This is a genomic window from Tumebacillus sp. BK434, from assembly GCF_004340785.1.
Taxonomy (GTDB): domain Bacteria; phylum Bacillota; class Bacilli; order Tumebacillales; family Tumebacillaceae; genus Tumebacillus_A.
This window is the reverse complement of the sequence record NZ_SLXS01000005.1, coordinates 277,038-296,317: the sequence shown is the minus strand read 5'-3', so window position 1 is coordinate 296,317 and position 19,280 is coordinate 277,038. Positions and strand designations below refer to the sequence as shown.

The 19,280-nt window shown below is 58.6% G+C and carries 22 protein-coding genes; 13 read left to right on the top strand and 9 right to left on the bottom strand.

The features are described from left to right. Nucleotides 1-141 precede the first annotated feature (141 nt). Nucleotides 142-969 carry a hypothetical protein gene (locus tag EV586_RS15120; protein ID WP_132945951.1) on the bottom strand — a complete coding sequence of 276 codons (828 nt, stop codon included), beginning with the start codon at nucleotides 967-969 and terminating at the stop codon, nucleotides 142-144. 198 nt (nucleotides 970-1,167) lie between these two features. On the opposite strand from EV586_RS15120, the gene EV586_RS15115 reads away from it, so the two are divergent. Continuing rightward, nucleotides 1,168-1,341 carry an asparagine synthase gene (locus tag EV586_RS15115; RefSeq protein ID WP_087459077.1) on the top strand — a complete coding sequence of 58 codons (174 nt, stop codon included), beginning with the start codon at nucleotides 1,168-1,170 and terminating at the stop codon, nucleotides 1,339-1,341. Between the two features lie 58 nt (nucleotides 1,342-1,399). Here the strand turns inward: EV586_RS15115 and rpsR are convergent, their stop codons facing one another. Then, nucleotides 1,400-1,681 (bottom strand): 30S ribosomal protein S18, encoded by a 282-nt coding sequence (gene rpsR, locus EV586_RS15110; protein ID WP_087455294.1) that lies wholly within the window; start codon nucleotides 1,679-1,681, stop codon nucleotides 1,400-1,402. A 34-nt stretch (nucleotides 1,682-1,715) separates the two neighbouring features. Further along, nucleotides 1,716-2,003, bottom strand: a complete 288-nt coding sequence (rpsF, locus tag EV586_RS15105; RefSeq protein ID WP_132945950.1) for a 30S ribosomal protein S6 — start codon at nucleotides 2,001-2,003, stop codon at nucleotides 1,716-1,718. A 242-nt stretch (nucleotides 2,004-2,245) separates the two neighbouring features. On the opposite strand from rpsF, the gene EV586_RS15100 reads away from it, so the two are divergent. Next, nucleotides 2,246-3,190, top strand: coding sequence for an isopenicillin N synthase family dioxygenase (locus EV586_RS15100; protein ID WP_132945949.1), 945 nt, complete (start codon nucleotides 2,246-2,248; stop codon nucleotides 3,188-3,190). On the opposite strand, the gene EV586_RS15095 is transcribed toward EV586_RS15100, so the two are convergent. Beyond that, nucleotides 3,191-3,487, bottom strand: a complete 297-nt coding sequence (locus EV586_RS15095) for a hypothetical protein (protein ID WP_132945948.1) — start codon at nucleotides 3,485-3,487, stop codon at nucleotides 3,191-3,193. Between the two features lie 55 nt (nucleotides 3,488-3,542). Between EV586_RS15095 and EV586_RS15090 the strand changes: the two genes are divergently transcribed. The 7 genes from EV586_RS15090 (at nucleotide 3,543) to EV586_RS15060 (ending at nucleotide 9,484) form a co-directional block, all read left to right on the top strand. Next, nucleotides 3,543-3,830 (top strand): arsenate reductase family protein, encoded by a 288-nt coding sequence (locus EV586_RS15090; RefSeq protein WP_132945947.1) that lies wholly within the window; start codon nucleotides 3,543-3,545, stop codon nucleotides 3,828-3,830. Nucleotides 3,831-3,978: 148 nt separating this feature from the next. Then, nucleotides 3,979-5,346 (top strand): MATE family efflux transporter, encoded by a 1,368-nt coding sequence (locus tag EV586_RS15085; protein WP_132945946.1) that lies wholly within the window; start codon nucleotides 3,979-3,981, stop codon nucleotides 5,344-5,346. Then, nucleotides 5,343-6,446 (top strand): PucR family transcriptional regulator, encoded by a 1,104-nt coding sequence (locus EV586_RS15080; protein WP_132945945.1) that lies wholly within the window; start codon nucleotides 5,343-5,345, stop codon nucleotides 6,444-6,446. Before EV586_RS15085 ends, EV586_RS15080 begins: the two co-directional genes overlap by 4 nt. Before the next feature lie 89 nt (nucleotides 6,447-6,535). Further along, nucleotides 6,536-7,645, top strand: a complete 1,110-nt coding sequence (locus tag EV586_RS15075) for an ABC transporter ATP-binding protein (RefSeq protein ID WP_132945944.1) — start codon at nucleotides 6,536-6,538, stop codon at nucleotides 7,643-7,645. A 97-nt stretch (nucleotides 7,646-7,742) separates the two neighbouring features. Then, on the top strand, nucleotides 7,743-8,687 hold the full coding sequence (locus tag EV586_RS15070) for an ROK family protein (RefSeq protein ID WP_132945943.1): 945 nt from the start codon (nucleotides 7,743-7,745) through the stop codon (nucleotides 8,685-8,687). Nucleotides 8,688-8,750: 63 nt separating this feature from the next. Then, complete coding sequence (locus tag EV586_RS15065; protein ID WP_165898630.1) at nucleotides 8,751-9,188, top strand: HNH endonuclease; 438 nt, start codon at nucleotides 8,751-8,753, stop codon at nucleotides 9,186-9,188. Then, on the top strand, nucleotides 9,185-9,484 hold the full coding sequence (locus tag EV586_RS15060; protein ID WP_132945941.1) for a DUF1292 domain-containing protein: 300 nt from the start codon (nucleotides 9,185-9,187) through the stop codon (nucleotides 9,482-9,484). Before EV586_RS15065 ends, EV586_RS15060 begins: the two co-directional genes overlap by 4 nt. A gap of 76 nt (nucleotides 9,485-9,560) precedes the next feature. Here the strand turns inward: EV586_RS15060 and EV586_RS15055 are convergent, their stop codons facing one another. Continuing rightward, nucleotides 9,561-11,453, bottom strand: coding sequence for a DUF2334 domain-containing protein (locus tag EV586_RS15055; RefSeq protein ID WP_132945940.1), 1,893 nt, complete (start codon nucleotides 11,451-11,453; stop codon nucleotides 9,561-9,563). A 253-nt stretch (nucleotides 11,454-11,706) separates the two neighbouring features. Between EV586_RS15055 and EV586_RS15050 the strand changes: the two genes are divergently transcribed. From EV586_RS15050 to EV586_RS15035, 4 genes are all read left to right on the top strand, one after another. Continuing rightward, nucleotides 11,707-14,055, top strand: coding sequence for an immune inhibitor A domain-containing protein (locus tag EV586_RS15050; protein WP_132945939.1), 2,349 nt, complete (start codon nucleotides 11,707-11,709; stop codon nucleotides 14,053-14,055). Nucleotides 14,056-14,237: 182 nt separating this feature from the next. Next, nucleotides 14,238-15,176: a carbohydrate kinase family protein gene (locus tag EV586_RS15045; protein ID WP_165898629.1), complete on the top strand. Its 939-nt coding sequence runs from the start codon at nucleotides 14,238-14,240 to the stop codon at nucleotides 15,174-15,176. An 81-nt stretch (nucleotides 15,177-15,257) separates the two neighbouring features. Continuing rightward, on the top strand, nucleotides 15,258-15,473 hold the full coding sequence (locus EV586_RS15040) for a hypothetical protein (protein WP_132945937.1): 216 nt from the start codon (nucleotides 15,258-15,260) through the stop codon (nucleotides 15,471-15,473). 62 nt (nucleotides 15,474-15,535) lie between these two features. Further along, a complete protein-coding gene (locus tag EV586_RS15035) occupies nucleotides 15,536-16,489 on the top strand; it encodes a phosphotransferase family protein (RefSeq protein ID WP_132945936.1) in 954 nt (317 codons plus the stop codon). A 23-nt stretch (nucleotides 16,490-16,512) separates the two neighbouring features. Here the strand turns inward: EV586_RS15035 and EV586_RS15030 are convergent, their stop codons facing one another. From EV586_RS15030 to EV586_RS15015, 4 genes are all read right to left on the bottom strand, one after another. After that, entirely contained in the window at nucleotides 16,513-17,037 is a 525-nt protein-coding gene (locus EV586_RS15030) for a CHAP domain-containing protein (protein WP_132945935.1), read from the bottom strand. Between the two features lie 34 nt (nucleotides 17,038-17,071). After that, nucleotides 17,072-17,818, bottom strand: coding sequence for an ABC transporter permease (locus EV586_RS15025; RefSeq protein WP_165898628.1), 747 nt, complete (start codon nucleotides 17,816-17,818; stop codon nucleotides 17,072-17,074). Next, a complete protein-coding gene (locus EV586_RS15020; protein ID WP_132945933.1) occupies nucleotides 17,787-18,734 on the bottom strand; it encodes an ABC transporter ATP-binding protein in 948 nt (315 codons plus the stop codon). Before EV586_RS15020 ends, EV586_RS15025 begins: the two co-directional genes overlap by 32 nt. Nucleotides 18,735-18,815: 81 nt before the next feature. Next, entirely contained in the window at nucleotides 18,816-19,208 is a 393-nt protein-coding gene (locus EV586_RS15015; protein ID WP_132945932.1) for an acyl-CoA thioesterase, read from the bottom strand. Nucleotides 19,209-19,280: the final 72 nt, after the last annotated feature.

Here is a 19,280-nt window from a genome sequence, read left to right as displayed (position 1 = left end):
CTAAATTAAGCGAGCGCTCCCCCGTTGAGTACCGGAAAGCGCTCGCTGCATAATACGTGTCCTTTATTACTGTCTACTTGACGGGGCTACGACCATAGTTCCCGGTCGGCTTTTTCATGGTTCATGTGAGGCGGCTTGTGCCTATTTTTTCAACGCTTCGATCACTTCGTCTTCGGTCATGCCTTTTTTGAACGAGTACTCCTGCGGGCGAAGCGAAACATCGAGCCCGAGGTCGGACAGCTTTTGGTTAAACTGTGCCTGGTCTTTGATCAGGCCTTTTTCGAGCAGGAACGTGGTCAGATCCCACGTCGTCATGCCTTCCTTGAGCTCGAAGACGACCGCTTCGCCGGCGTCCGCAGCCTTTCCGGATGCCGCACCGTTCGCTTGGCTGCCTGGCGCGGTGGCGCCCGCCTTCTTCGCATTCGGATCTTGCGTCGCGACGGCGACTTGGCTTTGACCGGTCTGGTTGGCATATTCCTCTTGCGTCAGGACGATGTAGCCCTCTGCTTTCGCTTGTGCCGCGATGTCGCTGCCGCCGCTGAAGCTGGCCATCAGCAGCGCGATCACAACGGTGGCAGCGGAGCCGATCAGCCCGCCGAGCAGCAGTTTGCCGATCTCGCGGCGGCGCGTCTGCACCGCTTCGATGCTATGCAGATGCCATTTCTCGGTCGAGTAGGCGAGCGTGAGTACAAAGGCCGTCTTATTGACGGGAATGCGTACGGTAAACAGGCTTTCCCCGGTCGGAGCATGTCCGACGCGCAGGACCTTGCCTTTGTTGACGTTTTGCAAAATCATGCCTTCCAGCGTCCCTAAATCGCTGGGCAGGCTTTCCGATTGCTCTTGTAAAAAATCGAGCTGGTCAGCGGTGAACAGGCCCTCCGAAAGCTCCGGCAGCCCGTAATCGCTGCAAACGCCGCCAAAGCGTTTGCCGACCGTTTCTTTTAACAGATCGAAATTGGGTTGATGCATCTGTTCATTGTCCCCTCCCTACACACAAAAAGCGTCCCCATCACCTTATATCTATTCAGTATACTATTCTATCTTTTTGGGGGTCGTCTTGGAAGTGGAAAGATTATCTGGGAGTCGGGGAAGTGCCGACATGGCATGCTAAAGAAGATGAACTCCGACTACGCACACAGGGGGGACGCACAGATGAACTTGAATCCGATGAATTCCCGCGAAGGTCTGATTCCGGTCGTTCTGGGTACTGCTGTCACCGCCGCCGGCTTGACGCTGCGCGGCACCGATGTGGTGGACCGCTCAATCGCCTGGGGTGTGGCAGGCTTTGGGTTGGCGCACGTGGTGCTTGGCGCGATCGATCTGGTCGAGCATCGCCGCTAAACGGAGTTCCGGGCAACAAAAAAAGGAAGTGGCGCGTGTCCACTTCCTTTTTTATATCTTACACCTCAGCGGTGTACGGCATCAGAGCAACGATGCGGGAGTTCTTGATCGCAACGGTGACTGCACGCTGGTGAGCAGCGCAGTTGCCGGTGATGCGGCGCGGCAGGATCTTGCCGCGTTCAGATACGTAGCGACCCAGACGGTTGATGTCTTTGTAGTCTACTACTTTTACTTTGTCAACACAGAAGTTGCAAACTTTGCGGCGCTTGCCACGGCGTTTCTTGTTGAAACCGCCGCCGCGCGGCTCGCGGTGTTCGCGTTGTTCACGTTGTTCGCTCATTGAGATATCCTCCTCGTTGGGTTAGAAGTTGGAATTACTGTTCTTTAACGACGGTCAGGTAACGGAGCACGTTTTCGTCGATTTTCATCAGACGCTCAAGCTCAGCCGGAGTGGTGGTGTTCGCTTCGAAGTTGAGCAGAACGTAGAAGCCCTCACGGTTCTTGTTGATTTCGTACGCGAGCTTGCGCTTGCCGTACTTGGTCGATTGTTGAACAGTACCGCCTTCCTTCGCAACGATACCTTCGTACTTCGCGATGAGCGCATCACGAGTTTCTTCTTCGAGATCCGCCTTCAGGACCAGCATGGTTTCATAGGCTCTCATCATATACCCTCCTTTTGGACTTTGGCCCCCGTAGGAGCAAGGTGGCGTGTTAATAAACACAAGGACTAGTATAGCAAATCTCTGAATGGAGGGCAAGGAGATTCGAGATTTTGTTTTGTGGTGGACAGATGTCTGACATCCTACAAATTATCGTTGCCTGTTCATTGCTGTCGTGATACAGTATTTAATGAAAACGATTACACATACTAATTCTGATCGGACCTATTTACAAGGAGGCTGTCATGAGCTTAGTTCGCACGCTTGATCTGAAGTCCTACACACACGGTTCCCAGGCGGAACGCAGCAAGTTCGCTGATGAGTTCGGCCACGGGCTGAAAGACATCGGTTTCATCACCCTGGAAGGCCACGGCATCAACCCGAAGCTGATCGCCGACACGTATGCAGCGATCGAGAAGCTGTTCTCCCTGTCCCCGGAAATCAAGCAAAAGTATGCAGGTGAATCGGGCGGTCAGCGCGGTTATACCGGTTTTATGAAAGAACACGCGAAACAGCGCACCGTCGGCGACCTGAAAGAGTTCTGGCATGTCGGCCAGGAGCTGCCGCACGGCCATCCGATGACGATGGACTACCCGGCGAACGTATGGATCGACGAAGTGCCGGAACTGAAGCCGCTGACCCTCTCGCTGTACCGCGAGCTGGAGCGCGTGGCGCGCAACATGCTGGAAGCGTTGTCGTTGCACTTCGATCTGCGCCAGAACTTCTTCAGCGACATGATCAACAACGGTAACTCCGTGCTGCGCCTGATCCACTACCCGCCGCTGGAAGAAGGCATGCCCCAAGACGCTGTCCGCGCAGCCGAGCATGAAGACATCAACCTGATCACGCTGCTCTGCGAAGCGACCACGTCGGGTCTGGAACTGCTGACCAACGAAGGCGAATGGTACCCGGTCGAAGCGCTGAAAGGCCAGATCGTCGTCGATGCCGGCGACATGTTACAGCGCATCACCAACAAGGTGATTCCGGCGACCACGCACCGCGTTGTCAACCCGAAAGGCGAGAACTCTTCCCGCTACTCGATGCCGTTCTTCGTGCATCCGTACAGCGGCTACCTGCTGGAGACGATCCCGTCCACGATCACCCCGGACAACCCGGAGCGCTGGCCGGCGATCACCGCAGGCGACTTCCTGTACGAGCGCCTGGTAGAAATCGGCCTGATCAAGAAGTAATTAATATGTAGAAAGAGAAAGCACATCGAGCGGTGGCCCGATGTGCTTTTTTATTGATGCTGTTTCAGCGCGTGGCGCAAAGCGGCTTCGTCGATAAGGCCTTGAATAAATTGAAGGATGAATGCCTGTTGCTGCTTCTTCATGGATCGCACGCTCCCTTGTGACGCAGTGATACTCCCAGTCTATTCGGATAAATGCTAGATTATACGTCCTTTCAGGAGTTCTTTCTAAAGGATTTTTCTGTGCTATGATATAAAGAAATGCTGATGAGGTGAATGCCAAGATGAACGCGATCATGATGTACCACCCGACCTGAAGCAAAAACAAACGGGCGAGAGAGGTTCTCTCGGGAGTGGAAGTAACGGAGCGCAATCTGGTCGAGCACATGTTGACCGCGGCAGAGATTCTGGATCTGGCAGCAGCTATGGAACTGAAAGTCCATGATCTGCTGCGGGCCAACTCTCCCGTCTACAAAGAGCGCAAGGATGAGCTGAAAGCGATGGGCGAAGCGGAGCTGGCAGCGGTGATGTCGACCGAGCCGACTTTGATCAAGCGCCCGATCGTGAAGACGGAGCAAGGCTATGTGGTCGGACTGGATGAAGAGAAAATCAACGAACTGATCGGAGCCCGGCAGGCGTAAGCGCGGGGCATGGCGGAAAGCACATCGCTTGTCGATGTGCTTTTTTACTTCCTCGACAGGAATTGAGTATTTCCTGGGAAATGGGGGGATTTTGTCGCCAAAAGTCGGTATACTGAGAGTACTTTGACGGGAAGAGGGACGGGGAGCAATGACGAAAACGCAGAAAAAATTGACCCTGTTCGCGCTGACCTGGCCGATTTTTATTGAATTGGGCTTGCGGATGCTGATGGGGAATGCCGACACGATGATGCTGTCCCGCTATTCGGATGATGCGGTGGCGGCGGTCGGCGTGGCTAACCAGTTGGTCAGTGTGTTGCTGGTGATGTTTGGTTTTGTCGCCATGGGCACGGGAATTGTCGTTTCCCAGTACCTCGGCGCGGGCGAGAAGCGAAAAGCGTCGGAAGTGGCGGTCGTCGCTTTGGGTGCGAACCTGCTGTTCGGATTGTTTTTGAGCGTGATGATGATCGTCTTTGGCCGGGGCATCTTGAAGGCGATGGGCTTGCCCGATGAGCTGATGGCCGATGGATTGACCTTCTTGCGGATCGTCGGCGGGGCAGCGGTGCTGCAGGCGGTGATGATGACGATCTCGGCGACGGTGCGCAGCCATGGGTTTCCGAAAGACGCGATGTATGTCACGTTCGGGATGAACGTGCTGAATGTGCTGGGCAATTATCTGTTTTTATTCGGGCCGTTCGGCCTGCCTGTGCTCGGCGTGCTCGGGGTGTCGATCTCGACGGCGACCGCGCAGGTGCTGGGCCTGATCGTGATGTTTGTAATCTTGGTCAAGCGGATGGAAGGCGGGCTGCCGTTTGGGCTGCTGCTGAAGTTTCCGCGCGATAAGCTGGCCAAGATATTGAAGATCGGGGTCCCGTCGGCAGGCGAGCATCTGTCTTATATGTCGTCACAGCTGATGATCACGTTTTTGATTACGATGATCGGGGTCGGGGCGTTGACGACGAAAGTGTATACGCAAAATCTGATGATGTTTATCTATCTGTTTGCGATGGCGATCGCCCAAGGCACGCAGATTCTGGTCGGTCATCTGGTCGGCGCACGGGAGCAGGAGACGGCGTATCGGACCTGCTTGAGAAGCTTGAAGGTCGGGATCGCCGTGTCACTTGGCATGGCCTGTGTGATGTCGCTGTTCCGGGAAGAGTTGCTCGGGCTGTTCACCGATGATGGGGAAATCATCGCCCTGGGCAGCACGCTGATCCTGATGACGATCGTGCTGGAGCCGGGGCGGGTGTTCAACCTCGTCGTCATCTCTGCGCTGCGGGCGGCCGGAGATGCGAAGTTTCCCGTGCTGCTCGGCATCCTGTCGATGTGGGGCGTCTCGGTGCCGCTCGCCTATTTCTTGGGCATTCACCTCGGGTACGGACTGGTCGGCGTCTGGATCGCGTTTATCGTCGATGAATGGCTGCGCGGCCTGCTGATGCTCTGGCGCTGGCGGACACGCAAATGGCAGCAGATGAGCCTGGTCCAGCCCGGTGAGGTGCAGAAGGGGGCGGCCGGATGAGCAGCAGGGAGCGCCTCGCTGCCGCGCTGGCCGAGTATGGTTGTGTGGAGCGGGTGGAACAGGTTGCAAAAGAGATTTGTTATGTTAATGGGTCGTGGCTGATTCCGCTGGGCGTTGCGGAGCAGCTGCGCGTGGACCATGCGGTGCTGCCCAAGGCAGTTGCGGAGCTTTTGGCCTTGTATGCAGGCGCGGTAAGCGGCGGCGCTGATGCGCGGCAGCAAACGGCCGCGTGGCTCAGCGGTGAGCGCGCGGCCGACGGTGACGACTTGCCCCGCTGGTTGTCGGATCTGGGCTGGACGAGCGAAGCGGCAGGCGCTGTCGTGCTGATCGAGTTCGCCCGCGCTGCTGATGCCGGGACAGCAGAAGAAGCAACGGAGCTGCTCCAAGAGCTGATCGAGCCGGAACAGGCGGTGTTGGCGCGAGAGGGTGGCCAGCGGCTGTGGGTGCTGCTGCCGCTGGGACAGGCAGAGGAAGGACATGTGTTGCCCGGGCGAGAGAGCGCACGTCATGCGAGTGAGCAGCAAGCGGGGGAGACGGCCGCAGAGCAGTCAACCGCACGGGATGCGCAACTGCGCGAGGCAGGGGCCAGAAATCGCTTGGCGGAACTGAGCCGAGTCATTTCCGGCTGGATCGATACGTTAAGCGCCGAGCTGTTTCTGCTGAGTCATGCTGGAGTGTCAGCTGTGCACAGGCTGGAGAGGCTGTCCCAGGCACGGGTGGAAGCGGAGTTCGCGCTGCGGGCCGGCCAGCTCCTGCGGGGCAAGCTGCAGGTGCACGCGTATGACCGCCTCGGCATCGCCCGGCTCTTGTACGGGGTACCGGCCGTGGTGCGGCAGCAGTTCGTGGCGGAGATTCTGCCACCAGCTGCGCTGGAAGCGCTGACGCCGGAACTGCGGGAGACGGCGACTGCGTTTGTGGAAAACGGGCAAGGGGTGGCGGAGACCGCACGGGCGCTTTTTGTTCACCGCAACACGCTGCTCTACCGCTTGGAGCGCATCCACGAGCTGACCGGCTGCGACCCGCGCCACCCGCTCGAAGGCTGGACGCTGTGGCTGGCGCTGCTCCTGCTCAAGTCAGGATGCACAAGCGGCAACGGCTAGGTTTGTGCATTCTGTCCAATCGTCACTCCGGCCCCAGCGCGTTATACTGAAGCTAACAATTCAGAAAACGCGAAATGGGGTTACATAGAATGGCGAGCGTGCAACTCAAACATGTCTACAAACGCTATGCGGCCGACGTGACGGCCGTCAAAGATTTTGATCTCGACATCCAAGACCGCGAATTTCTCGTCCTCGTCGGACCGTCCGGCTGCGGCAAATCGACCACGTTGCGCATGATCGCCGGCCTCGAAGACATCTCCGACGGCGAGCTGTGGATCGGCGAACGCCTCGTCAACGACGTGCATCCGAAAGACCGCGACATCGCGATGGTCTTCCAAAACTATGCGCTGTACCCGCACATGTCGATCTATGAGAACATGGCGTTCGGCCTCAAGCTGCGCAAATTGCCGAAGCAGGAGATCGACAACCGCGTCCGCGAAGCGGCGAAGATCCTCGACATCGAGCACCTGCTCAAGCGCAAGCCGGCCGCCCTCTCCGGCGGTCAGCGTCAGCGCGTCGCGCTCGGCCGCGCCATCGTCCGCGAACCGCAAGTGTTCCTGATGGACGAGCCGCTCTCCAACCTCGACGCCCAGCTGCGCGTCCAGATGCGCGCCGAGATCGCCAAGCTGCATCAGCGCCTGCAGACCACCGTCATCTACGTCACGCACGACCAGACTGAAGCGATGACGATGGGCACGCGCATCGTCGTCATGAAAGACGGCCTCATTCAGCAGGTCGGCACGCCGCAGGAGATCTACAACCGCCCGGACAACATGTTTGTCGCCTCTTTTATCGGCTCGCCGGCGATGAACTTCCTGAACGGTTCGCTCGCCGAAGACGGCGGGGCCCTCTGCTTCCGCACGGAAGGCCTCAGCGTCCGCCTGCCCGAGCACCGCACCGCAGCCCTGCGCGAAGCCGGTGTGATCGGCAAAAGCGTCGTGCTCGGCATCCGTCCGGAGAACCTGCATGACGATCTGACTCACGTGGATGCGGCGCACAGCGCGCAGATCACCGCCGAAGTTGAAGTGGTCGAACTGCTCGGCGCCGAGTCGTACGTCTACCTCAACCTGCACGGCCAGACGATGATCGCCCGCGTTCCGGCGCACGCTGAGGTCAAAGCGCGCACCACCGTCACGATGGCGCTGAACACCGAGCGCATCCACCTTTTCAACGCGGAGACGGAACAGACCATTTTTTAAGAGCAAAAAGTCCTTCGCGCTGAATAAACTGTATCAGCGAACGAACAGACGCCACGTGATCTCATCATGTGGCGTTTGTTGCAGGAGGGCAGATGCGATGCGGCATGTGATCGGGATCGATGTCGGAGGCACGAAGATCAAAGGGGCGGTCGTGGACGGGGACGGACGGCTGCTGTACAAGACGGAACGGGATACACACCCGGAGCTCGGCGCGGATGCGGTGATCGACCGTATCGCGGTGCTCGCCCGCGACACAGCCATCGGGGCTGGCCTGACGCTGCGGGACATCGCAGGGCTTGGAATCGGGATGCCGGCGTTTCTCGATGCGGACACCGGCTACGTCGAAACGGCGGTCAACCTCGGCTGGCAGAACGTCGATCTGCTCGCCGAACTGGAGCAGCGCCTCGGCGCGCTGCCGATCCGCATCGACAACGATGCCAACATCGCAGCGCTCGGCGAAGCGCGGGCCGGGGGCGGACGCGGTGCGCGCGATGCGCTGTGCGTCACGCTTGGCACCGGTGTCGGCGGCGGCGTGGTCATCGACGGCCAACTGGTGCGCGGCGCCAGCGGAATGGGCGGCGAGATCGGCCACATCACGCTCGATCCGCAGGGACGCTTCTGCAACTGCGGGCGGCGCGGATGCCTTGAGACGATTTCTTCGGCCACCGGCATCGTCGCAGCTGCAGAAGCGAGGCTGGCGGCAGGCGACCTTTCTTCGCTGCGCCAAGAACCGGCGCTCAGCACCCGGGCTCTGTTTGACCATGCGGCAAAAGGAGACCGGGTCGCCTCCGAGGTGATCGGGTACGCCATCGACCGCCTGGGCTTCGCGCTTGCGAACGTCGGAGCCACGCTGAACCCGGCGGTGATCGTCATCGGCGGCGGTGTGTCGCAGGCGGGCGAGGCGCTGCTGGTGCCGCTGCAGCAGGCGTTTGAACGCTATGCGTTGCCCCGTGTCTCCCGCGGCACGGCGCTCCGCCTCGCGGAGCTTGGCAACGATGCGGGCGTCGTCGGAGCGGCGCTGCTGTTCGGGGAAGGCAACTGAGAAGAGACCTTTGCGGGTCTCTTTTCTTTTTGGTAGTGTAAAGGGAAGACAGGAGGGATGACGATGGATGACACGCCATCCAAGCGCCGGCAGCGTGAACAGAAGCAGGAACAGACCAAGCGCAACGATTTCAGCACGCTCGTCCGCGTCCATATCCGCGAGCGCGACGGGGAGCGTTGCGTGCTGTGCGGCAAGCCGGGGCGGGAAGTTCATCACATCATCCCGCGCGTGCAAGGCGGCTTGGGCACGGCAGACAACGGCGTCTGTCTGGATGCGGTGTGCCATCATCAGGCGCATCGCTCGAAACAAGTGGAGAAACAGCTGCTGCGCTACCGGGAGCGCGTGCTGTTGCCCCGGTACGGGTTGGCGCCCGGCGAATATGTCTGGCTCGACCCGCTGCCCGATGCGTTGTGCCGCTGTGGCGGGCAATTGGCAGACGGCGCTTGTGCCGCACAATGCGGACTAATGCTTTTGCAAACTGGAGAGGAGTCGAGGGGATGAGAAACGAGATCGGGTTCATGGAGGACAAGCTGGAGGTCATCACCGGCCAGCAGTTGCACCTTGAGGTGCCGGAGCAAGGGGTTTACGATTACGAGGCGGCCAAGGTGTTTGCCGCAGCGGGCGTTTCCTACATCCTGTGCCTGCGCCTGTCCCCGGGGCGGGAAGCGTACCTGCTGAAGGCGGATGACCTTGGCGAAGGCTGGTGGAACATCATTGACATCGAAGATGACAGCGAATGGGAGCGGGCGCGCCAGGCGTCGGGCTATCAGGACTTCACCGGGGTGCTGCACCGCTAACTGCAGATGATACATAAAAAAGAGGCCGGACTGCGGCCTCTTTTTCTGTGCGTGCGCAATGACGGCGCACTCTTTTTTATTTGCCCTGGCGGAACGACAGCGAGATGTCGAGCGCGCCTTGCTCCGGGTCGAAGGACAGGATGTCCGCTTTGCCATTGCCGTCGAGGTCGGCGCTGAACGCGGTCCGCTCGCCCCGGGCCCAAGGGCCATACAGGTTGTCATGCGGCTTGAGGATGGACTTGGCATCGCCTTGCCAGATTTCCCAGATGCCGTTCTGCCCGTCGGCGATGATCACATCGTCGAGCCCGTCCCCGTTGGTGTCGCCAAGCACCGCCTGGCCGCCGCGCTTCGGCTTGGGCACGTCAAACGTTTGGAGGTGGCGAAACCGGCCGTCGGCCGACACCGCATACACGTCCAACTGGCGCGCGGACGGCGAATACAGGATCAGCTCGCGGCGTTTGTCGCCGTTCACATCGCCGGTCAGCATTTGCACATCATCATGCTGCAGATACAGGGATTGCTCCCCGCGCGGCTGGAACTTCTGCCCCTCCTGAAACGCTGTGGTGACCGTCTTTTCCTGCAGCAAAAGCAGGTCGGCCAGCCCGTCTCCGTTCAGATCACCCGCGGCGATTTTTTTCAGACCGGCCGGCAATCTGCCGTAGCTCGTTCCGGCATCGAAGCCCAGCGTGTTCGACAGATAGACGGTTACCTCACCGCTCTCCGGGTGGTAGGCGATCAGGTCGGCGACACCACCGCCGTTCACATCGGCGAGCAGCGGCGTGTCCTCCGGGTTCAGGCCGCTGCGCAGCCAGGTGGTAAACGGCGACTGGGTACGGTTGCGCGGCCAGTTGTAGTTGCCTTGCAGCACCGACACCTTGCCGACGCTGTCGACGACGACCAATGCGTCCTGCTTGTTGCCGCTGACGTCGCCGAACAAGAGATGCCCGGTCGTCGTGCCCAGCGGCAGATCGATGCGATGGGCGGGGGAGAAGGGCAGCACATCGTGCAGCGACATCCACGTCCACCCCTGTTCGCGCATGCCTTGGACGATCTGCTGCAGCTGGGTGTTCGACCCGGCTTTGTAGCGGTAGACGGGCAGACCGTCGCGAAGCTGCGGCTTGCCGTCCGGGCCGGTCACCGCTTCCAGCGCGTCGTATTCCTTAAACGAATGGTAAAACACGGCGCCAAGCCCTTGGAAATGCGCCGTCTTATTCAGAATGCGCTCCACATCTTTCTGTCCGGTCACATAGCTGAGCGGGGCAGGGACATACACCGAACCGAGCGTCGTATCGCCATACGTGTTCTCATCCTGATAGACGACCTGGTCTTTGAACGACTTCAGCGAGAAGTAGTCCGGCTGGTACAGCACGCCCATATAGGAGCGAAAGACTTCTTCTTGATCGCGCGTGTCCTGATAGTGCGGCGATTCCCAGAAGGCCGGCTTCAGACCCGCTTTTTCAAACGCAGTCAGGCTTTTCGAGATCTTTTCGACCGCGTAGGGGACGGTGGACGTCTCCGGCGCGTCTTCGATGTCAAATTCATAGCCGACGCCGGTGTCGTGCCAGCCGTCGCCGCGTTTGACATTTCCGTACTGATGGGTGTAGCCGTGCATGCCGAGCACCGCTCCGTTTTGCTGCACCGATTGCAGCAGCGCGATAAACTTCTGCAAGTGCTCATCCGGATGAGGATCATCGATCCCTTTTTCCACCCACGCCCCGTCTTTCCACAGCTTCGAGCGGGGAATGACGGCGAGGTGGAACGGCACGTTTTCTTCCTGCAAATATTCGAACACCGCACGCAGGCGCCCGAGGTCGTCCAAGCTGGCATAGGCACCGCCCGGCGACACGTCTTCCAAGCGCAACAGGGCCTGGTGTTTCTCATGGCTTGGAAACGAATTGGTGCGCGACTGGCCTTGAATCGGCAGCGCGACGATCACAGCCAGCAAAATAGCGAGCAGGGCTTTCTTCATTCCAAAATCCCCTTCAAATGTCTGGTAAACTTGCTCCACTGTACACTCTATTATAGTTTGCGAGATTGCGCTACCTATAGAGTAGAAAAAAGAGCCCCAGTTTTTGGGGCTGTGTAAAGTGACAATTGTGTGAATTGTAATTGCATTGTCAATGTTTAAAGATCACGAAATAAAATCAAAATATTGTTGACTTAGAAGATTCAGTCTATTATACTCAGGGCGTAGGTAAAGAGATACAAAAGGGGGAGCACTTATGAAGAAGTTTTTGGCACTTAGCGTCTCTGGCGCACTCATTGCCGGTACCCTGCTGAGCGGTACTGCAATGGCACACAGCACCACCGGATCCACCGTGTCCAACAGCACGCTGGACCTGGCGATCGTAAACGAAGATCGCATCATCGAGTCCCTGGAGAAGCAAGGGGTTATTCCGGCAGGGGCAACTGCTGAGCAGAAGAAAGGCATCCTGAAGACATACTTGGAGCTCAAAGGGAAGCAGGATGGCGACCTGAAGCAATCGAACGATCCGTTGGCATCCAAAGTAAAAGCTTCTGAAGCAGCTAAACATAAGGCATTCAACAACGGTCTTCTCAACGGCAAAGGCAAGAAGAATGGCCACCTGAAGAACACTCCGGACCCGGTTAAAGAAACGACTTACAACGGTCCGGTGCGCAAAGACAAAGTTCTCGTGCTGAACGTTGAATTCGCTGACTTTGCACACAACAACATCAAGCCGGGCGAAACGGACAACTACTACTCCGACTACACCCTGCAGCACTTCGAAGACATGATCTTCGGCGCGAACGGTGTAAAAGGTCCGAACGGCGAAAACTTCGTATCGATGAAGCAATTCTATGAGCAACAATCTGGCGGCACCTACTCGGTTGAAGGTAAAGCGTACGGCTGGCTGAAAGTTCCGGGCACTGCAGCATTCTACGGCAAAGACGCAAAATCCGGCGGCCACGACAACGTTCTGCCGGGCGGCTCCAAGCAGCTCGTTCGCGACGTTTATGCAGCAGCATTGGCAGCAGGCATCCCGCTGCAAGACTACGATAAAGAAGATCCGCACGATCTCGATGGCGACGGCAACCTGAACGAGCCGGACGGCCTCGTCGATCACCTGATGATCATCCACTCCGGCATTGGTCAGGAAGCTGGCGGCGGCGTGCTGGGCGACAACGCGATCTGGTCGCACCGTTCCGCAGTACTGGTTGATCCGGATGGCCTTGGCAAAGGTCTCCCGGGCTTCTACGACTACACCATGATGCCGGAAGACGGCGCGACTGGCGTATTCGCACACGAATACGGCCACGACCTCGGCCTGCCGGACGAGTACGACACCATCTACTCCGGTACCGGTGAAACGGTTGCCTACTGGTCGATCATGGCATCCGGCTCCTGGGCTGGTAAAATTGGCGGCACCGAGCCGACCGGTTTCTCCCCGTGGGCGAAGTCTTACTTCTCCTCCTACCTGGGCGGCAACTGGGCAGCTCCGACCGTTGTAAACTGGGATCAAGTATCCTCCAAGGGCACGCAGTTCCTGCTTGACCAAGGCAACTCCCCGAACGGTCAGAACAACCAGATCGTTCAAGTGAATCTGCCGGAGAAGAAGACCTATGTCAACTCCCCGACCGAAGGTTCCTATGAGTACTTCGGCGGCGTAGGTGACCAGATCGACAACAAGATGGTTGCCTCTGTCGATCTGACCGGCAAATCTTCCGCAACTCTCGAATTCGATTCCTGGTACAAGATCGAGAAAGACTGGGACTTCGCATTCGTTCAAGTATCTGAAGACAACGGCGCGACCTGGAAGTCGATCAGCAACGCGAACACCGTTTCTTCCGCAGTGCCGCAAGCATACCCGACCGTTCTGTCGAACCTCCCGGGTCTGACCGGCAACTCCAACGGCTGGACGAAGCAATCCTTCGACCTGTCCGCATACGCTGGCAAGAAGATCCAAGTAGCAGTTCGCTACATCACCGACTGGGGCACTTCCGAAGCGGGCATCTACGTGGACAACGTGAAAGTAACTGCTGACGGCGCTGTGCTGCTCAACGACGGTGCAGAAGGCACTTCCAACGCCTTCACCTTGAAAGGCTTCACCAAGTCGGACGGCAACATCTACTCCGACCACTACTACCTGCTTGAGTGGCGTAACCATGCAGGCGTAGACATGGGTCTGAAGAACATCCGCCGCGGCGCATCCCTGATGTCCTACGATGGCGGTCTCGTAGTATGGTACGTTGACCCGTCCTACACCGAGAACTGGACTGGTCAGCACCCGGGCGACGGCTTCCTCGGCGTTGTTGACGCACACGTTGACGAAGACCTCAAGTGGAGCACCGGCATTCAAGCTTCCACCCGTTACCACATCCGTGACGCTGCGTTCGGCCTGAACCCGACCTCCGCTCTGGACCTGGTATACCCGACCCAAACCCTGTACGCTCAATCCAAGCCGGCAGTTTCCCTGTTCGATGACAGCAACTCCTTCTCGAACTCCTTCATGCCGGATGCAGGCCGCAACACGACCAACTACGGCCTGAAAGTTCGCGTCAACGGCCAATCTGTTGACAAGTCTGTCGGTTCCATCGTGATCTACAAATAAGTACGGTGACACCGGCCAAGACCTCTTCCGCACCTGCGGGAGAGGTCTTTTTTACTGATTCTTTACCTCTTTTTTGTAATGTGCAAAAATGAGTAGGGTTTTGTGAAGGAGTTCAGTATAATAGAATCACAACTATCCAATTTGAAACTTCTAATTTTTAGCTAAAAGTGGGGGACTTTACCTTGGCGATTACTGTGATCGGCACCGTATTCGTAGACATTAAGGGTTATGCGAACGGCAAGGTCAATTCTGATACAAAAAACGTCGGTCATGTTGAATTTGCACACGGCGGCGTCGGGCGCAACGTGGCGGAAGCGATCGGCCGTGCAGGCGGCAGTGTGGAGTTTATCTCCTCGGTTTCCAACACCGCACAGGGAGCGGACGTGGCGGCGCGACTGGAGAGCATCGGCATCAAGACGTCGCGTATGGTGAAAACGGACAACGGCATGGGGCAATGGCTGGCGATCCTCGACGGCACCGGCTCGTTGGTCGCATCCGTCTCGGAGAAGCCGGACCTGTCCAAGCTGGAAGACCTGCTCCTGCGCCAAGGCGAAGAGATCGTGAAGAACTCCGACGCGGTGGTCGTCGAGCTCGACCTGCATGACTTGGTCGTGCAGGCGATCTTCGCGTGGGCGAAACAATATGACGTGCCGGTCTACGGCATCGTCGGCAATCTCGACGTGCTGATGGGCAAACGCTCGCTGATCAACGACATGGCGATGTTCATCTGCAACCAGCAGGAGGTCGAAGAGGTCTACGGCATCTCGATCACCTCGATTGAAGAGGCGAAGCTGGCCGCACGCGATCTGACCGCAGGCGGCTTGAAGACGTCGGTGATCACGATGGGGGCGGAAGGCTGCGTCTTCTACAATCGCCTGACCGATGAATTTGGATATGTGCCGGTCGTCCCGACCACGGTGATCGACACCACCGGTGCCGGCGACTCGTTTTTTGCAGGCACCGTCTTCGGGCTGGCGCACGGTCACTTGCTGCAGCAGGCTGTCGAATGCGGCACGCACCTCGCGTCTTGGACGATCGCGTCGAAAGAAGCGGTCGACCCGCAGATCTCGCGGCATGTGCAGAACCATCCGCTCTTCCAAGGAGATGTCGTGCTGAAGTAGTTTCGCATATTTCCGTTCTCCGCTCGGTATGTTATAAGGGGACACACCCGAGTCAGACTCTCTTGCAAAGGAGAACGGCCGATGGAGACAAAAGGCATTCAACGCGACAAGCAGTATACGCTGTTTGAACTGGCAGACCGTGCAGGTATCACCGTCGCTGACGTACAGGAACTGGTGCATCGCGGCAAGCTGGATTCTCACTACACGGATGACACCGAGATGGTCAACGGCAAAGACTTTCTCAACTGGGCGGAGCGGGTTGAACAAGCGGACGAAGGACACCGCCATTACCAATAATCGAATCCTGAATGCAAAAGGCTGCCCCTTGGCAGCCTTTTTGACGATAGAAGAGGTGTGCGATGGATCGGCTGCAAGCATGGATCAATGAACAAGGCTGGGAACTGCTCGCCAAGCAGCAGGTGACCGGCGGGTATACCGGCGTTTTGTACCGACTGCGCCTGCGCGATGAACGGGGGGGTCTGGTGCGGGCGGTGTACAAGCAGTTTGCGCCCGGACGCGACGGCGAACTGCCATTTTATGAGCGTGTGGTGCCGCTGTTGCCGCACGGGGTGCCGCAGCTGTACGGCATCGTGCCGGGGGAGGGCATTCTGATCGAAGAGGCGGGGACGGCGCTCAAGCCCCTTTTTCAAAACGGCAGCCCGGCTGCCAAGCGCGAACTGCTGGAGCGGGTGGTCACGCTGCTCGCCGACCTGCACGTCTCACTGGCCGGGCCAAGCGCCGAGTGGGAGCAGGCCGGCATCGTGTCCTCCTATCCGTTCCACTCCTCGGTCGAATTTGCGCAGGATGCCTTCCGGGAGCTCCAGGAACAAGTGGGACGCTTGCCCGGAGTGGACGACCGGCTGCTCGCGGAGCTGCGCGAGATGGAGGCGTTTTTCTACCCGCGCTATCCGCAATATGTCGGGGGTCAGCAAACGTTCACGCACGGTGACCCGCATATGGAGAACATCCTGCTCGACGGGGGACAGATCCGCCTGATCGACTGGGAGTACGCATCGCTCGCCGTGCCGCAGCGGGACTTGTCGATCTTGCTGCAGGATGTGCCGGAGGACAGCTTGCACGCCCTGGCCCTGACCGTTTTTCGCCGCGAGCTGGCAAAACGGGGCTGGGCGGTGACGCCCGATTTTGACCGGGCGTTCACCGCCTGCATGTTCGACAACACGTTGATGATGCTGGGCTTTGAGCTGTGGAAATACCGCAACGGGCATCTTTCCGGGGCGGAGATCGAACAGATTCTGCCGCGCAAGGTCGGCTGGATGCGCAGAGCGTATCACGAACTCAAAAAGGAATGCTGAACCATGGCGGCCAGCATTCCTTTTTACATCGCAGCGTCGTTCGATTTCAATCGCACGACGCCTCTCACACCGCGGTCGAGAATGCGGTGACCGAACAGTGGGAGCACCCGTCTCGTATCGTGTCCGTAGTTCTGCTCGAGGACCACGACGGATGCCGGATTCACTTCGGCAATGATCGCGACATGCCCATAGCCGGAGCCGCGCGTGCGGTCATAGAGCAGCATGTCTTCCGGTTGCGGGCAGGCCGTGCCGTTTTCATAGGCGGCAAAATGCCGGCGCAGACTGGCCCAGCCGCCGACGTCTTTCCCGTCGGCGATGCCTTCCCAGATGTCAAAGGCGCCCGGTCCGGAGTTGTGGAAAGGAAACGTGCCGGGATAGCGCGTCACATAGTAGCGTTCCGCATACTCCACGCATTGCGGCCCGTGCTTCGTCTCCACGCCGTGAAAGGCATACATACCGTCAGCCAGCGGCTGCACATCGCCTGCAGCCAGAGCAGACGGGGCAGACGCCAGCAGCAGAGCGGCGAGTCCCAAAAGGATGCGGCGCATGCAGAACCCTCCCTTCCAGATGAAGGTAGTATGTTCAATGCGCCACGTCTTTACGCTGGAACAGCACCGCCGCCAGCGCCATCCCGCCGAGCCCGAGCGCGCAGACCAGGCCGATCCAGAGCGGCAGCGTGCCGACCGCTTCCTCCATCGGCCGACCTTGCAAAAGCATCAGGAAGACAGCCGGGGATGTAAACGGATAGACCGCCACGTATTTCGAAGAAGACAGGATCAGTCCGAGAAACGTGCCGACCAGCGCGAAGCCGACCGGGACAAAAAAGTTCGGGATGAGCAGCGACATCAGCAGATAGACCGGGATCATCGCCGCCAAGGACGCCGACAGCACCAGCCACGACAGCAGCGTGTCGGTGAAGGGAATCGTACCGCTCGCGCCAAGCAGGGCGGCGAATCCGAGGTTGAGCAAGAAGGCGAAGAGCAGCAACAGCGAGTTCCACGTCAGCACCCACAGCGCTTTGCCGAAGATCAGCTGCCAGCGTTTGATCTGCGAGGTCAAGACATAGCGCAGCGTCCCGTTTTGCGTTTCCGATGTGATCGACAGCGTGCTGAGCAGACAGATCACCAGCGGCCCGAAGAGAATCGCGATCAGAAACACATTTTCCTGACCGGCTTGGGCGAATGTCAGCTCGAATTTCGGATCGCGGTTCATAAATTCGATCCACATCATGAGATTCAACAGGGGCGGGACGGCCAGCAGCAGCATCGTGCCCCACCAGAGTTTGGTCTTGAAATACTTATACGCTTCTGCCTGCCACACGGCCCACATGCGCATGCCCTCCTTCGGTGATCGTCATAAACATGTCTTCCAGACGCGAGCGCTGCACGCGCAGCTCCGAGATCGGCAGCCCGCTTTGCACCATCGCCGCGTTCAAGGCGGCCGAATCGTCGGGGAAACCTTCGATCAACACCTTCCCGTCGGTGAGGCGCGTCGCCGACTCATGTCCGCGTGCTTTCAGCCAGTTCGTGACGAAGGAAAATACCGCCTGCGGCTCGGCCGACGCGATCTCCAAGTCGTTGTGCGCCTGCAGCAGGCGGTCGAGCGGCGCTTCCAGCACCTGTTTGCCGCCGTGGATGATGCACAGGCGGGTCGCCACCTTTTCGATCTCGTCGAGCAGGTGGGACGAGATGAGAATCGTCATGCCGTGCCCGGCCAGCTTTTTCAAAAAGGCGCGCATCTCGCGGATGCCGGCCGGGTCGAGTCCGTTGGTCGGCTCGTCGAGCACGAGCAGGCGCGGATTGGGCAAGAGGGCGATGGCGATCGCCAGCCGCTGTTTCATGCCCAAAGAATACGATTTGACCTTCTGGTCGGCGGCGTGTTGGAGGTCGACCATCTCCAGCAGCTCTTCAATGCGCGCGTTGTTCCGCTGTTTGCGCAGTTTTTGGAACAGCACCAGGTTCTGGCGTCCGGTCAAGTTCGGGTACAGCCCCGGCGCTTCGACGAGGCAGCCGATCTGGGCGAACGGGTCGTCGAGCAGTTCCATCTTCTGCCCGGCGAACAGAATCTCGCCGCCGCTCTTCTGGATCAGGCCCAGTATCATGCGAATCGTCGTCGTTTTTCCGGCACCGTTCGGGCCCAGGAACCCATAGATGTCACCGGGATAAATCGTCATGTCCAAGTTTTGCACGACGGCCTTGCCGCCGTATGATTTGCTCAATTGTTTGATTTCCAGCAATGGCTGCATCAAAAATCCCCCTCCGGCATCTTCACAGGGAAGACACCGCAGAGGGGGATTTTGTGACACCTGTAGGGAAAATCAGAAAAACTATGCAAACAGCTTGCGCAGCGCCTCGGGCACCGGGCGCCCTTTGCGGCTCGCGATGTCCATCGCAACCGACGTGACGACCGCATCGGCGACCCGTTCACCGCGCTGGTTGTGGATCTCCTGCTTCAGCGAATACGACGAGTTGCCCATCCGTTCCGGCGTCGTGGTGATCGTTAAGCGGTCGCCTTGCTTACACTCTTGACGGTAGTTGATGTTGATGTTCACCGTCACCGTCTGCACGCCGAGCTCCGTGAATACATCGTAATGCAGGCCGGCCTGCTCGTACCACTCTTCACGGCCCCATTCGAGGTACTCCAGATATTTGGCGTTGTTCACATGTCCGTTTACATCAATTTCGGTCGAACGAACCACAATGTCTAAAGAAACTTTCATTCGCGTGCGCCTCCTTTGCTTCTATCCTACCATGAACCGCCATAGGATGGAGTGTGGACAAGAAGAACGAAA

Coding starts and splice junctions, on each gene's coding strand:
- EV586_RS15030 (WP_132945935.1), bottom strand. CDS start 17,037: ATGCGCCGCATCCTTTTGGGACTCGCCGCTCTGCTGCTGGCGTCTGCC.
- EV586_RS15080 (WP_132945945.1), top strand. CDS start 5,343: ATGAGCAGCAGGGAGCGCCTCGCTGCCGCGCTGGCCGAGTATGGTTGT.
- EV586_RS15015 (WP_132945932.1), bottom strand. CDS start 19,208: ATGAAAGTTTCTTTAGACATTGTGGTTCGTTCGACCGAAATTGATGTA.
- EV586_RS15050 (WP_132945939.1), top strand. CDS start 11,707: ATGAAGAAGTTTTTGGCACTTAGCGTCTCTGGCGCACTCATTGCCGGT.
- EV586_RS15060 (WP_132945941.1), top strand. CDS start 9,185: ATGAGAAACGAGATCGGGTTCATGGAGGACAAGCTGGAGGTCATCACC.
- rpsF (WP_132945950.1), bottom strand. CDS start 2,003: ATGAGAGCCTATGAAACCATGCTGGTCCTGAAGGCGGATCTCGAAGAA.
- EV586_RS15020 (WP_132945933.1), bottom strand. CDS start 18,734: ATGCAGCCATTGCTGGAAATCAAACAATTGAGCAAATCATACGGCGGC.
- EV586_RS15095 (WP_132945948.1), bottom strand. CDS start 3,487: ATGATCGCGTTCATCTTGGCATTCACCTCATCAGCATTTCTTTATATC.
- EV586_RS15120 (WP_132945951.1), bottom strand. CDS start 969: ATGCATCAACCCAATTTCGATCTGTTAAAAGAAACGGTCGGCAAACGC.
- EV586_RS15065 (WP_165898630.1), top strand. CDS start 8,751: ATGGATGACACGCCATCCAAGCGCCGGCAGCGTGAACAGAAGCAGGAA.
- EV586_RS15025 (WP_165898628.1), bottom strand. CDS start 17,818: ATGTGGGCCGTGTGGCAGGCAGAAGCGTATAAGTATTTCAAGACCAAA.
- EV586_RS15055 (WP_132945940.1), bottom strand. CDS start 11,453: ATGAAGAAAGCCCTGCTCGCTATTTTGCTGGCTGTGATCGTCGCGCTG.
- EV586_RS15035 (WP_132945936.1), top strand. CDS start 15,536: ATGGATCGGCTGCAAGCATGGATCAATGAACAAGGCTGGGAACTGCTC.
- EV586_RS15070 (WP_132945943.1), top strand. CDS start 7,743: ATGCGGCATGTGATCGGGATCGATGTCGGAGGCACGAAGATCAAAGGG.
- rpsR (WP_087455294.1), bottom strand. CDS start 1,681: ATGAGCGAACAACGTGAACAACGCGAACACCGCGAGCCGCGCGGCGGC.
- EV586_RS15085 (WP_132945946.1), top strand. CDS start 3,979: ATGACGAAAACGCAGAAAAAATTGACCCTGTTCGCGCTGACCTGGCCG.
- EV586_RS15100 (WP_132945949.1), top strand. CDS start 2,246: ATGAGCTTAGTTCGCACGCTTGATCTGAAGTCCTACACACACGGTTCC.
- EV586_RS15075 (WP_132945944.1), top strand. CDS start 6,536: ATGGCGAGCGTGCAACTCAAACATGTCTACAAACGCTATGCGGCCGAC.
- EV586_RS15115 (WP_087459077.1), top strand. CDS start 1,168: ATGAATTCCCGCGAAGGTCTGATTCCGGTCGTTCTGGGTACTGCTGTC.
- EV586_RS15040 (WP_132945937.1), top strand. CDS start 15,258: ATGGAGACAAAAGGCATTCAACGCGACAAGCAGTATACGCTGTTTGAA.